This window comes from Stenotrophomonas sp. WHRI 8082, from assembly GCF_040223995.2.
GTDB lineage: Bacteria > Pseudomonadota > Gammaproteobacteria > Xanthomonadales > Xanthomonadaceae > Stenotrophomonas.
In genome coordinates this window covers 931,603-944,876 of the sequence record NZ_CP167826.1, presented here as the reverse complement: position 1 = coordinate 944,876, position 13,274 = coordinate 931,603, and the positions used below count along the sequence as shown (strand labels likewise).

At 66.0% G+C, this 13,274-nt stretch carries 14 protein-coding genes; 12 read left to right on the top strand and 2 right to left on the bottom strand.

Annotation, left to right across the window (positions count from 1 at the left end; translation table 11 throughout):
• Window positions 1–52: 52 nt before the first annotated feature.
• Entirely contained in the window at window positions 53–1,294 is a 1,242-nt protein-coding gene (locus ABRP17_RS04130; RefSeq protein ID WP_349984884.1) for an MFS transporter, read from the bottom strand.
• A gap of 120 nt (window positions 1,295–1,414) precedes the next feature.
• On the opposite strand from ABRP17_RS04130, the gene ABRP17_RS04125 reads away from it, so the two are divergent.
• Window positions 1,415–1,651: a zinc ribbon domain-containing protein gene (locus ABRP17_RS04125; RefSeq protein ID WP_192081013.1), complete on the top strand. Its 237-nt coding sequence runs from the start codon at window positions 1,415–1,417 to the stop codon at window positions 1,649–1,651.
• A gap of 46 nt (window positions 1,652–1,697) precedes the next feature.
• Window positions 1,698–2,339 (top strand): hypothetical protein, encoded by a 642-nt coding sequence (locus ABRP17_RS04120; protein WP_192081014.1) that lies wholly within the window; start codon window positions 1,698–1,700, stop codon window positions 2,337–2,339.
• A 268-nt stretch (window positions 2,340–2,607) separates the two neighbouring features.
• On the opposite strand, the gene ABRP17_RS04115 is transcribed toward ABRP17_RS04120, so the two are convergent.
• Entirely contained in the window at window positions 2,608–3,378 is a 771-nt protein-coding gene (locus ABRP17_RS04115) for a DUF3011 domain-containing protein (RefSeq protein ID WP_349984883.1), read from the bottom strand.
• A 157-nt stretch (window positions 3,379–3,535) separates the two neighbouring features.
• Here ABRP17_RS04115 and aspS point away from each other — a divergent pair, with 157 nt between their 5' ends.
• From aspS to tolQ, 10 genes are all read left to right on the top strand, one after another.
• Entirely contained in the window at window positions 3,536–5,284 is a 1,749-nt protein-coding gene (gene aspS / locus ABRP17_RS04110) for an aspartate--tRNA ligase (RefSeq protein ID WP_349984882.1), read from the top strand.
• 57 nt (window positions 5,285–5,341) lie between these two features.
• Window positions 5,342–5,875 (top strand): GNAT family N-acetyltransferase, encoded by a 534-nt coding sequence (locus ABRP17_RS04105; RefSeq protein ID WP_349984881.1) that lies wholly within the window; start codon window positions 5,342–5,344, stop codon window positions 5,873–5,875.
• 89 nt (window positions 5,876–5,964) lie between these two features.
• Window positions 5,965–6,597 (top strand): alpha/beta fold hydrolase, encoded by a 633-nt coding sequence (locus tag ABRP17_RS04100; protein WP_349984880.1) that lies wholly within the window; start codon window positions 5,965–5,967, stop codon window positions 6,595–6,597.
• Between the two features lie 117 nt (window positions 6,598–6,714).
• On the top strand, window positions 6,715–7,440 hold the full coding sequence (locus ABRP17_RS04095; RefSeq protein WP_349984879.1) for a YebC/PmpR family DNA-binding transcriptional regulator: 726 nt from the start codon (window positions 6,715–6,717) through the stop codon (window positions 7,438–7,440).
• A 12-nt stretch (window positions 7,441–7,452) separates the two neighbouring features.
• Window positions 7,453–7,974, top strand: coding sequence for a crossover junction endodeoxyribonuclease RuvC (gene ruvC / locus ABRP17_RS04090; RefSeq protein ID WP_188324736.1), 522 nt, complete (start codon window positions 7,453–7,455; stop codon window positions 7,972–7,974).
• Window positions 7,975–7,987: 13 nt separating this feature from the next.
• Window positions 7,988–8,581 (top strand): Holliday junction branch migration protein RuvA, encoded by a 594-nt coding sequence (ruvA, locus tag ABRP17_RS04085; RefSeq protein WP_188324735.1) that lies wholly within the window; start codon window positions 7,988–7,990, stop codon window positions 8,579–8,581.
• Between the two features lie 105 nt (window positions 8,582–8,686).
• The gene (locus tag ABRP17_RS04080; protein ID WP_188327341.1) at window positions 8,687–10,537 is read left to right on the top strand and encodes a potassium transporter Kup; all 1,851 of its coding nucleotides are present in this window, start codon (window positions 8,687–8,689) and stop codon (window positions 10,535–10,537) included.
• Between the two features lie 453 nt (window positions 10,538–10,990).
• A complete protein-coding gene (gene ruvB / locus ABRP17_RS04075) occupies window positions 10,991–12,031 on the top strand; it encodes a Holliday junction branch migration DNA helicase RuvB (protein WP_188324734.1) in 1,041 nt (346 codons plus the stop codon).
• Window positions 12,024–12,482: a tol-pal system-associated acyl-CoA thioesterase gene (gene ybgC, locus ABRP17_RS04070; protein WP_188324733.1), complete on the top strand. Its 459-nt coding sequence runs from the start codon at window positions 12,024–12,026 to the stop codon at window positions 12,480–12,482. Before ruvB ends, ybgC begins: the two co-directional genes overlap by 8 nt.
• The gene (gene tolQ / locus ABRP17_RS04065) at window positions 12,479–13,255 is read left to right on the top strand and encodes a protein TolQ (RefSeq protein WP_188324732.1); all 777 of its coding nucleotides are present in this window, start codon (window positions 12,479–12,481) and stop codon (window positions 13,253–13,255) included. Before ybgC ends, tolQ begins: the two co-directional genes overlap by 4 nt.
• The last annotated feature ends 19 nt before the right edge of the window (window positions 13,256–13,274 follow it).

The following is a 13,274-nucleotide window of genomic DNA, read 5'->3' as shown; positions in this document are numbered from 1 at the left end:
ATTTCAGTAGCGGGGACAGCGGGTTCGGTTGCAAGGGTAGGGTACTCGACAGTCAATGTGTTTCCTTTTCAGGGTGGAGGGGAGTTTCGGTTTCCGGCATCAGCTCCAGCGCGGACGGGGTGGTCCGCACCATCGCGCGGAAGGGAGCCGGATGGGTGCGCAGGCGCGCGTGGCGCAACAGGCGGGTGGCGGTGAAGGCGGCCAGACAGGCCAGCACCACGGCGAAATACAGCGGCAGGGCCGGTGGCCCGAAGCGTGTCATCAGCGCGCCGGCGATGGCCGGCCCGATCGCCGCGCCCACGCCATGGACCAGCAGCAGGCTGCTGCAGCCGGACAGCAGGTCTTCGCTGGCCAGATAATCGAGCATATGGGCGACAGCGAATGGATACAGCGCGAACACCAGGCCGCCGTAGCAGAACACCAGCAGGAACATCACGTGGATCTGCTGCTGGATCAGCGGCATCGCCGCCAGCACGCCCAACCCAGCGGCCGCCAGGCTGACAGCCAGCAGGCCGATGCGGCGGTCATGCCCGTCGCTGATGCGCCCGAGCGGCCACTGCAGCAGGGCGCCGCCGGCGATGGCAGTCAGCATGAACAACGGCACGCCATCGCCGCTCAGGCCGATCTCGCCGGCGTACACCGGCAGCAGGCCCCAGAAGGGCCCCATGGCAAGCCCGGAGAGGCCGGCAGCCACGGTGGCGACGGGGGCCAGCGTGTAGAGGTTGGCCAACTTCAGGCGCGGCACATTGGGCACATCGGGCTGCTGCAGGCGGGTAGCGGTCACCGGCAGCATCGCGGCGCAGACGAGCAGGGCGGTGACCGTGAACATCGCCGCTGCACCGGCATCGCCGAGCATCAGCAGAACCTGGCCCAAGGCGAGCGCGGACAGGTTGATCATCATGTACAGCGAAAAGACGCGGCTGCGTCGTTGCGGATCCGGCTCAGCGTTGAGCCAGCTTTCGATCACCGTGTACAGGCCGACCAGCGCGATGCCGGTGACCACGCGGAGCAGGCCCCAGCCCCATGGGTCGAGCCACAAGGGATGCAGCAGGACGGCCATCGTCGCCAGCGCGGCATGGAAGGCGAAAGCGCGACTGTGGCCCATCCGGCGGATCAGCGGCGGGGCGGTGAACGTGCCGACGAAAAAGCCGGCGAAATAGCCGGACATCACCCAGCCCAGCGCGTTGGCGCTGAAGCCTTCCTGCCCGCCGCGCACGGCCAGCAGGGTGCCGAGCAGGCCGCCGCCGGTAAGCAGCAAAGCCACGCCAAGCAGCAGGGAAGTCAGCCGCAACATGGGTGCGACCTTCGTGGGGAAGGTTGGGCAAACACGTCAACGACCTTAACACAGCGGACCTGACCTCCCTGTTGCAATGGCTTACCATGCGCGGCTCGATACCCCTGCGATGCCCACGCCATGCCGATCTACGCCTTCGCCTGCACCGACTGCGGCCACGCCTTCGACCGTCTGCAGAAAATTGCCGACGCCGACCCCGTCGACTGTCCCCAGTGCGGCAAGTCCACGGTGAAGCGGCAGATCACCGCGCCGTCGTTCCGCCTGGCCGGTGGCGGCTGGTATGAGACCGACTTCGGCAAGAACAAAAAGAACCTCGTCGAGAAGCCTGCCGCGGCGCCGACGAGCAGCGGCGACTGATCACGGCAGGTTTGCGCGGAGTGGCGTGGCTGGGTAGGGTGGAGCGATGAACATGCTTCGACTCATACCCATGATGGGGCTGCTGGCCCTGGCGGGCTGCGATGGAAAATCCCGCGACGTGGTGTCCAACGAGGTGGCGACGGCGCCCGCGGATGCTTTCCTGGCCAGCGTGGCCGCGCACTGCGGCAAGGCCTACGCCGGCGAGATCGTCGAGGATAATCCGGTCGCCACCGGCCCCGACCCGTTCGCCGGCAAGCGCTTGGTGATGCACGTACGCGGCTGCGAGGACACTTCCCGCGAAGTGCGCATTCCGTTTCACGTGGGTGACGACCATTCGCGGACGTGGGTGCTCAGCCGCACCGAGCACGGGCTGCGGCTGAAGCACGACCACCGGCACGAAGACGGCAGTCCCGATGCGATCACCCTGTATGGGGGCGACAGCAAGCCACCGGGTACGGCAGAGCGGCAGCAGTTTCCGGCCGATACCGATTCGGTGGCGATGTTCCGCAAGGCGGACATGCTGGCGTCCACGCACAACACGTGGGCAATGGAGATCAAGCCGGACGAGGAGTTCGTTTACGAGCTCACGCGCCCTGACGGGCGGCGCTTCCGGGTAGTGTTCGACCTGACCCGCCCGGTGGCGCTGCCGCCGGCCCCGTGGGGTGCGGACCGCTCAGCCGCGCCCTGAACCCGCACGCCGTGGCAGCGCCGAGCCATGCTCGGCGGAATGCGTGAGCGCCTGTGCCGCTTCGCTCGCCGACCGTGGGTCGGCGCTACCAGCCTCAGCCCCTTGCCGCTGCGCTCGCCGACCATGGGTCGGCGCGACCGATCCCGCACGCCCTGGTAGCGCCGAGCCATGCTCGGCGGAATGCGTGACCGCCTGTGCCGCTGCGCTCGCCGACCATGGGTCGGCGCTACCGATCCCGGACGCCCGTGAAGCCTCCGTTGCCGGCGCCTCAGCGCACGCCGAAGCGTGCGCGGCAGCCGTTGCTGACCCACAGGCTGCCATTGCTGTAGCCCCAGCTCTGGCCCTCGCGACAGGCGCTGCCAGACAGTTGCTGCAGCAGTATCGGCTGGCCGCGGCGGGCTTCCCACGCGCAGGTGCTGCGGCGCTTGTCATTGCTGCTGCAGGTGACACTGTAGTTGGCGTTGCCACTGTTCCAGCCACCGCCCCAGTTGCCGCCGTTGCCTTGCCCGCGCGCTTCCGCGAACTCGGCGCGGCAGCCGCCGTTCACCCATACCGCGCCATCCCGCACGCCCCAGGTGCGCCCTTCCACGCAGGCCGTGCCGGATATCTGGCGGACCAGTCGCGCATTGCGCCAGCCGGCGTTGCAGACGCGCTCGCGGTTGTTCTGGCTTTCGCAGCGGATCGTCCCGCTATTACCTGCGTTGCCACCGTGACTGCCACCCGGCCGACCGTCATTCCACCCGCCGGAACCGCCTTGGCCGGCGCCTCTCAGTGAGGTGGATATGTCCTGCTTGATGCGCGAAAACGCCCAGCCCGAGCTGACCTGGTCCAGATAAAAGCGCAGTTGGTCGTCCGGAATGCGCCGTCCGTTCGACTGATCCGCGTATTCCTGGCTGATCACCCGGATCCGGTCATTGGCCGTCAGCTGGGCAAGGTTTTCAGGCGCGTAGGCACGGGTCCCGACCTGTGCGTGTGCAGCGGGCAGGGCGGTCGAGCCGGCCAAAGCGACGGCCAGACAGGCCAGAGTCCAACGGTTCATGGCGACATCCCCGAGCAGTCGATGGTGCGCGACTATACGAACCGGGTGGATTAAATCCACGTGACCGCGCGGGATTTGCCCCCGGAGGGGGCTGGGCCGCAGAATAACGGGCTTTCCGGCCCCTCCTGGTGCCGGCGTACTCCAGCGGAGCTTCCCCATGCGTACCCACTTCTGCGGCCTGATCGATGAAACCCTGATCGGCCAGACTGTCACCCTCGCCGGCTGGACCGACGTGGCCCGTAACCAGGGCGGCGTCTGCTTCATCGATCTTCGCGATCATGAGGGCATCGTGCAGGTGACGGTGGAGGTCGACAACGCCGCCGTGTTCGCGGTGGCCGCGTCGCTGGGCTATGAGGACGTGCTGCAGGTGGAGGGCGTCGTGCGGGCCCGCCACGCGGTCAACGACAAGATGCGCACGGGCAAGGTGGAAGTCATCGCCACCGCCATCACCGTGCTCAACAAGGCAGCCCCGCTGCCCTTCCACGCCCATGAAAATCCGGGCGAAGAAACTCGCCTGAAATACCGCTACCTGGACCTGCGACGCCCGGAGATGCAGCGCATGCAGCGCACCCGGATCAAGCTCGTGCAGGCCCTGCGTCGCCACCTGGATGGCGAAGGCTTCCAGGATATCGAGACCCCGATCCTGACCAAGGCCACCCCGGAGGGCGCCCGCGACTTCCTGGTGCCGGCGCGCATGCACCCGGGTGAGTTCTACGCGTTGCCGCAGAGTCCGCAGCTGTTCAAGCAGATCCTGATGGTGGCCGGCTTTGATCGGTACTACCAGATCGCGCGCTGTTTCCGCGACGAAGCCCTGCGCGCAGATCGCCAGTTGGAGTTCACCCAGCTGGACATGGAGTTCGCCTTCGTGCGCGAACAGGACGTGCAGGATTTTGTCGAGAACATGATCCGCGGCATCTTCAAGGAAGTGATCGACGTCGACCTAGCGGCGAGCTTCCCGCGCATGACCTGGGCCGAGGCGATGCGTCGTTATGGGTCGGACAAGCCGGACCTGCGCATCGCACTGGAGTTGGTGGACGTGGCCGAGCTGGTCAAGTCCAGTGAGTTCCCGGTGTTCACGGCCGCTGCCCACGATGCCGACGGCCGCGTCGCCGCGCTGCGCATTCCCGGTGGCGCCAGCCTGAGCCGCAAACAGATCGACGAGTATGCCGCGCACGCTGCCAAGTACGGCGCCAAAGGCCTGGCTTACATCAAGATCGGCGACAACGGCGAAGTCAGCTCGCCGATCGCCAAGTTCTTCACTGAAGAAGCCTTCGCCTCGCTGGTCGCCCACGTGGGGGCCGGCAATGGCGATATCGTGTTCTTCGGCGCAGGTGGCTACAACAAGGTATCCGACTTCATGGGCGCGCTGCGGCTCAAGGCCGGCAAGGAATTCGGCCTGGTCGCCGACAGCTGGGCGCCGCTGTGGGTCACCGATTTCCCGATGTTCGAATGGGACGAGGAGGCGCAGCGTTACGTCGCCCTGCATCACCCCTTCACCGCGCCTGCGGTGGATGACATCGCCGATCTGCGCACGAACGCGAAGACCGCTGTGTCGCGCGGCTACGACATGGTATTGAACGGCAACGAGATCGGCGGCGGTTCGATACGTATCCATCGCCCCGACATGCAGAGCGCGGTATTCGAACTGCTGGGCATCGACGCGGACGAAGCCCGCGCGAAGTTCGGCTTCCTGCTGGATGCGCTGAACTACGGCGCACCGCCGCATGGCGGCATCGCCTTCGGCATCGACCGCATTGCCGCTTTGATGGCGGGCACCGAATCCATCCGCGATGTCATTCCGTTCCCGAAAACCACCGGTGCGCAGTGCCTGATGACGGATGCCCCGTCGCCGATCGCCGATGTGCAGCTGGCAGAAGTGCATATCCAGGTGCGACTGAAGGGCTGACCCGTTTCCTTGGCGTGTCGGCTTCCCGTCGGCACGCTCGCCACCTTGGAGAGCGCCATGACCGCAGGCCACTACGCCATCCGCCGTGCCACTGTCGATGACGCCGCGACCTTGTCGGTGCTGGCAGCGCGCACCTTCACGGAAACCTTCGGTCATCTGTATCCGGCACAGCATCTGCAGGACTTCCTTGACGAGCACTACGTCGTCGAGCGACAGCAGGTGATCCTCGGCCACCCCGACTACGCGGTGTGGTTGCTGGAGCGTGACGGAGTGGCGGTTGGCCATGCCGCGGCAGGACCGTGTGGCCTGCCGCACGCCGAGGTCCAGCCCGGTGACGGCGAACTCAAGCGGCTGTATCTGATCAAGGACGAGCAGAGCTGTGGCTGGGGCAGCCGGCTGCTGGAGACCGCACTGGCCTGGCTGGAGCGCGAGGGCCCGCGCAGGTTGTGGCTGGGCGTGTGGTCGGAGAACTTCGGCGCGCAGCGCTTCTATGCACGCTATGGCTTCCATCGGGTGGGGGAGTATCTGTTTCCGGTGGGTGAAACCAACGACCTGGAGTTCATCCTGCGTCGTGAGCCGCAGGGCGGCTGAGGCCTGCGTTCACTGTCGTTTTTCGCGCGATGGCGCCCAATCGTGGCACCATGGAGCCGCATGCCACGCCACACAGCCAGCCGCCGCCGATGACCGCATCCGTCCTGCTCCTGCATGGCATCTGGAACGCCCGTGCCTGGGTCGGGCCGTTGGCATGGCGGCTGCGCGCGCGCGGCTTCAACGTGGAGACTTTCGGCTACTCCAGCGTGCTGGGAGGGCCGGAGGTGGCGGTGCCGCAGCTGTTGGAGCGCTTGCATGGGAGGGGCCCGGTTTCGCTGGTCGGGCACAGCTTGGGGGGACTGGTGGCCTTGGAGGCCCTGCGGCAGGATCCCGCGCTGTCGGTGAGGCGGGTGGTCTGCCTCGGCTCACCCCTGCGTGGCAGTGGCACCGCCCGTACGCTGGCCGATCACGGCTGGGCGGCGGCGTTGGGCCGTAGCAGCGAGCTGTTGCTGGACGGTCTGCCCGACTGGCAGGGCGAGGCCAAGGTCGGCCTGATCGCCGGCTGTGTACCCCATGGCCTCGGTAGCCTGCTCGGGGTGTTCGACGGGGATTCCGATGGCACTGTGGGGTTGGATGAGACGCGTCTGCCGGGATTGGCCGATCATTGCGTCGTCCGCTGCAGCCACAGTGGCCTGGTCTTCTCGCTGGATGCAGCCCGGCAGACCGCCCAGTTCCTCCGCCACGGGCATTTCCATCCGGGCCGCGACGCCGCGGCAGCCTGAGGACCGCCGGGCCGGGATGGGGGTTCCTGCTGATCCCTTCGCCTGTTCGACACGGTGCAGCCACGGGATCAGGTAGAATCCGCGCCCTGTTCCTGACGCTGCGAAACGGAAGCCCCCATGGGTAGAGGTCCCTCGATTGAAGGCCGCAAGAACGCGTCTGACGCGAAGCGCGGCAAGATTTTCACCAAGATCATCCGCGAGATCGGCGTTGCCGCGCGTGGTGGCGGAGGCGACCCCAACAACAACCCGCGGCTGCGCGTGGCGATGGACAAGGCGCTTTCGTCGAACATGTCCAAGGACGTGATCGAACGGGCGATCAAGAAGGCCACCGGTGAGCTGGAAGGCGTCGAGTACGAAGAAATCCGCTACGAAGGCTATGCGCCCGGTGGCGTGGCCGTGATCGTCGACTGCCTGACCGACAACAAGGTGCGCACCGTCGCCGACGTCCGCCATGCCTTCAGCAAGTGCGGTGGCAACATGGGCACCGAAGGGTCGGTTGCCTTCATGTTCAAGCGCCTGGGCGTGCTTCACTTCGCTTCCGCTGCCGACGAACACACCATCACGGAGGCCGCCATCGAGGCCGGTGCGGACGACATCATCGTCTACCCGGAAGACGGCGCCATCGACGTGGTCACCGCCGCAGACAGCTACCATGCCGTGAAGGATGCGTTGGAGTCGGGCGGCTTGAATCCCGATCATGCCGAGATCACCTTCCGCGCGGACAACGACATTGCCGTGGAGGGCGATACCGCCCTGCAGGTGAAGAAGCTGCTGGACATGCTGGAAGACCTCGACGACGTGCAGGATGTCTACTCCAACGCCGATCTCGGCGTGCATGCCTAGACCTGAGACCCCATGACCCGCATCCTCGGCATCGACCCCGGTTCGCAACGTACCGGGGTCGGCATCATCGACGTCGATGCGGCTGGCCGCGTTACCCATGTCCACCATCAGCCGCTGGTGCTGCTGGGCGCTGACGATTTCCCGCAGCGCATGAAGATACTGGTGCTCGGCCTGGCCGAGCTGATCATCGAGTACCAACCGCAGGAAGTGGCCATCGAGAAGGTGTTCATGGCGCGCAACCCGGACTCCGCCCTGAAGCTGGGCCAGGCGCGCGGCGCCGCCATTTCAGCGGTGGTGATCCGTGACCTGCCGGTGAGCGAGTACGCGGCCAGCGAGATCAAGCTGGCCGTCGTAGGGCGGGGTGGCGCGGAAAAACAACAGGTCCAACACATGGTCGGGCTCATGCTCGGCCTGAAGACGAAGCTGCAGGCCGACGCGGCTGATGCGTTGGCCGTGGCCATCACCCATGCCCATGTACGGGCGACGGCCAATCGCCTGGGGCTCAGTGCCCGCCAGGCTTGGGGCCGGAAATGAGGAGCAACGCTGCATGATCGGTCGCCTACGTGGAATCGTGGCCTACAAGGCACCGCCGTGGCTGGTGGTGGACGTCAACGGGGTCGGCTATGAGCTGGAGGCCCCTATGAGCACGTTCTATGACCTGCCCGACATCGGCCGCGAGGTGATCCTGTACACGCATTACGCGCAGAAGGAGGACAGCGTGTCGCTGTACGGCTTCCTGCGCGAGGGCGAGCGCCGCCTGTTCCGCGATGTGCAGAAGGTCAGCGGCATCGGTGCGAAAATCGCGCTGGCCGTGCTGTCGGCCGTGACCGTGGAAGAGTTCGTGCGCATGGTCCAGTCCGGTGACATCACCGCGCTGACCCGTATCCCGGGCATCGGCAAGAAGACCGCCGAGCGCATGGTGCTTGAACTGCGTGACCGCGCTGCCCAGTTGGGCGCCGGTGGCGCATTGCCGTCCAGCAGCGGCCCCGCCGCGGCCGATCCGGTGTCCGAAGCCACCGTGGCGCTCCAGCAGTTGGGCTATAAGCCCGCTGAAGCGGCACGGATGGCGCGCGATGCGCATGCCGACGGCGACGATGTGGCCCAGGTCATCCGCAAGGCGCTGCAGTCGGCGCTACGCTGAGCTGAGCCGTCTTACTCCCCTTCGTTACCTCCACCGAGCCCTTCCATGTCCAGCCCTTCCAACGCGCCTGATGGCCCTCATGGTCATGCTCCCACCGGGAGCAGCATGGCCCTGGTCATCGGCGCCATCGGCGTGGTGTTCGGTGACATCGGCACCAGCCCGCTGTACACGCTGAAAGAGGCGTTCTCCGGGCATTACGGGCTGACCAGCGATCACGACACCGTGCTGGGCGTGCTGTCGCTGGCGTTCTGGGCGCTGATCCTGGTGGTGACGCTGAAGTACGTCACCATCATCATGCGCGCCGACAATGACGGCGAAGGCGGGATCATGGCCCTGATGGCGCTGACCCAGCGCACGTTACGCAAGGGGTCGCGCTCGGCTTACGTGGTCGGCATCCTGGGCATCTTCGGTGCATCGCTGTTCTTCGGCGATGGCGTTATCACGCCGGCCATCTCGGTACTGGGTGCAGTGGAAGGCCTGGAAATCGCGGCCCCCGGCCTGCACAAGTTCATCCTGCCGATCACCATCGTGGTGCTGTTGGCGGTGTTCGCCGCGCAGCGCTTCGGCACGGAAAAGATCGGCAAGGCGTTCGGCCCGATTACCACCATCTGGTTCCTGTCGTTGGCGGCGATCGGCCTGTACAACATCGTCGATGCGCCGGAAGTGCTGAAGGCCTTCAATCCGTGGTGGGCGATCCGCTTCTTCATGGACCACGGCTGGCACGGGGTGTTCATCCTCGGCGCCGTCGTGCTGGCGGTCACCGGTGGCGAGGCGCTGTACGCGGACATGGGCCACTTCGGCGCCAAGCCGATCCGCCATGCGTGGTACTTCTTCGTGCTGCCGTGCCTGGTGCTGAACTACCTGGGACAGGGCGCGCTGGTGCTCGAGCACCCGGAAGCGGTGAAGAACCCGTTCTTCGAAGCGGTGCCGGACTGGGCGCTGTACCCGATGATCATTCTCGCCACGATGGCGGCGGTGATTGCGTCGCAATCGGTCATCACCGGTGCGTTCTCGGTGTCCCGGCAGGCCATGCAGTTGGGTTACATCCCGCGCATGCGGATCAAGCACACCTCGCACGACACCATCGGCCAGATCTACATTCCCGGCATCAACTGGGGCCTGGCGGTAATGGTCATCGGCCTGGTGCTCGCGTTCCAGAGTTCGTCGAACCTGGCGGTGGCCTACGGCATTTCGGTATCGGGCACGATGCTGATCGACACCCTGCTGCTGGCCTTGGTGGCGCGCAGCCTGTGGCCGAAGTCGCGGCACTGGATCGTCGCGTTGTGCGTGGTGTTCTTCATCATCGATCTGGGCTTCGTGATCGCCAACGGTGCCAAGCTGATGCAGGGTGCCTGGTTCCCGGTGGTGCTCGGCATCCTGCTGTTCACCCTGATGCGCACCTGGCGTCGGGGGCGTGAGCTGCTGCGTGACGAGATCCGCAAGGACGGCATCCGCCTGGATACCTTCCTGCCGGGGCTGATGCTGGCGCCGCCGGTAAGGGTGCCGGGCACGGCAGTCTTCCTCACCGCCGATCCGACGGTGGCCCCGCATGCGCTGATGCACAACCTGAAGCACAACAAGGTGCTGCACGAACGCAACGTGTTCCTGCACGTGGTCACCCTGCCGGTGCCCTACGCGGCGGAGGGCCAGCGGCTGAAGATCGAATCGGTGGGTGATGATTTCCATCGGGTCTACGTGAAGTTCGGCTTCATGGAGACGCCTGACGTGCCGCTGGCGCTGATGCGCTCGTGCGACCACGGGGGCATCTACTTCGATCCGATGGACACCACGTTCTTCGCCAGCCGCGAAACGATCGTGGCGACGGCCAACCGCGGCATGCCGATCTGGCGCGACAAGCTGTTCGCGCTGATGCATCGCAATGCAGCGCCGGCGACCGGGTTCTTCCGTATTCCCGGCAACCGGCTGGTCGAACTGGGCGCGCAGGTCGAGATCTAGTTTTCTTCCGCTGCGCTCGGCTTCGAAGCAGAAGCAACGGGGGTCGACGTCATCGCATTCGCGCTGCCGCTCCCACGCTTTGCTTCGCAAACCGCGGGCCCCGTCTCATCAGCATCCACACCCCGCCGCTTCGCGGCCGCCCCTGACTCAGGGGCTCCCTCCTCCAGATGGGTCGATGGGGTCGGCGCTACCGCTTTTCTTCTTTATTTTTTACGCGGCTGGCGGCCACGGAACCTGTCAGGGGGCCGGGCGGTGGGGCTGGGCGGGGGCGTTGAGCGCCATGGATGGCGCGAAACGAGCGCTACATGGACGTACTTGTGCGCGTCCCCCGCCCAGCCCCACCGCCCGGCCCCAAACTCGTAACCCGCTGTCAGAGGCAGCCGCGAGGGGCTGTTCACCCGTTCGACCATGCCAGTCGCACGAGGCAAGGGCGATTTGCCGCATAATCACCGGATGACCGAGCACCGCATCATCGGCGCCGACGCCACCCGCGAGGATGACGCCGTCGACGCCAGCATCCGCCCCAAACGCATGGCCGACTACCTCGGCCAGGTGCCGGTGCGCGAGCAGATGGACATCTACATCCAGGCTGCCAAGGCGCGCGGTGACGCGCTGGACCACGTGTTGATCTTCGGCCCGCCCGGGCTGGGCAAGACCACGCTCAGCCATGTCATCGCCAACGAACTGGGCGTTGCCTTGCGCGTGACGTCCGGGCCGGTGATCGAAAAGGCCGGGGACCTGGCCGCGCTGCTGACCAACCTGCAGCCGCACGATGTGCTGTTCATCGATGAGATCCATCGCCTGTCGCCGGTCATCGAGGAAGTGCTGTATCCGGCGATGGAAGATTTCCAGATCGACATCATGATCGGCGAAGGCCCGGCGGCCCGCTCGATCAAGCTCGACCTGCCCCCGTTTACGCTGATCGGCGCCACCACCCGCGCCGGTCTGCTCACCGCCCCGCTGCGTGATCGCTTCGGCATCATCCAGCGCCTGGAGTTCTATACCGCCGAAGAACTGACGCGCATCGTGCGCCGCTCGGCGAAGATCCTCGGCATCGACTGCACGGCAGACGGGGCAGGGGAGATCGCACGGCGGTCGCGGGGTACCCCGCGTATCGCCAACCGGTTGCTCCGCCGCGTGCGCGACTACGCTCAGGTCAAAGCCAACGGGCACATCGATGAGGATGTGGCCAAGGCCGCGATGGTGATGCTGAAAGTCGATCCGGAAGGCTTCGACGAGCTGGATCGCCGTTTCCTGCGCACCCTGGTGGACTACTTCGAAGGCGGCCCGGTCGGCGTGGAGTCGATGGCGGCGGCGCTGTCCGAAGAGCGGGGGACGCTGGAGGATGTGGTGGAACCGTATCTGATCCAGCAGGGCTTCCTGGTGCGCACCGCCCGTGGCCGGATGGCCACGCACCGCGCGTATCGCCACCTTGGGCTCAAGCCGAAGGTCGCCCCCGTGGATCTTTTCAGCGAGCCATCCGACAATGAGTGAGCCGCGGTTCAGTTGGCCGACACGCATTTACTGGGAAGATACCGACGCAGGTGGCGTGGTCTACCACGCGCGGTACGTGGCCTTCATGGAACGGGCGCGTACGGAATGGATGCGGGCGCTGGGCTTCGGCCAGGAGCGCATGCGCAGCGAGCACGGCATGGTGTTCGCGGTCCGCTCCATGGAGATGGATTTCATCAAGCCAGCAAGGCTGGACGATGCACTGGCGGTCACCGCGACGCTGGTGCAGTGCAAGCGTGCCAGCCTGGTCTTCGCCCAGCAGGTGCTGCGCGACGGCCAGTTGCTGCTGGACGCGAAGGTGAGGATTGCCGCACTGGATGCGCAGACCTTCCGCCCGCGCGGCATGGACGACGCGCTGCTGTTGGCGCTGAAACCACATCAACACCCTGATACTCCGAACAATCCTGATTTGCAGACTGAGGAACAACGATGATCGCAATGCTTCTGGGCCTGCAGGCCACGGTGGTCGAGGCGCTGCCGGAGGACGTCACCAGCGCCGCCGCCGAAACCGCCGTACAGGCCTCGCGCAGCGGCATCAATTACTGGGAGCTGATGACCAAAGCCAGCATCCCGGTGATTCTCATCGTGCTGCTGCTGCTGGCCGGCTCCTTCATCAGCTGGGTCATCATCTTCCGTAAGGCCCGTGTGTTCTCGCAGGCGACCCGCGAGGCCGACGAATTCGAGAACCGGTTCTGGTCGGGCGCCGACCTGGGCAAGCTGTATTCCTCGGCCACCGACCGCAACCGCAGCGTGGCGGGCCTGGAGGCGATCTTCGAGGCAGGTTTCCGCGAGTACAACCGTCTGCGTGACCGTCGCGGACTGGACGGGCGGGCGTTGCTGGAAGGCGCACAGCGCGCCATGCGCACCACCTACACCCGCGAAGTGGACCGGCTGGAACGTAATCTGGAGCTGCTCGCCAACATCGGCTCCACCGCCCCCTACGTGGGCCTGGTCGGGACCGTGTTCGGCATCATGGTCACCATGCACGACATGGTCAACAGCGGCGAGCAGGCCGGCATCGCCTCGGTCGCACCGGGCATCTCCGAAGCCCTGTTCGCCACGGCCATCGGTCTGTTCGTGGCCATTCCAGCCGTCTGGGCCTACAACCGCTTCACCACCCGCGTCGAGCGCATGGCGGTCCGGTTTGAAACGTTCGCCGATGAGTTCAGCTCCATCCTGCAGCGCCAGACCGGCGTAGACGACTGAACCCACCGAGGAGCCCGCC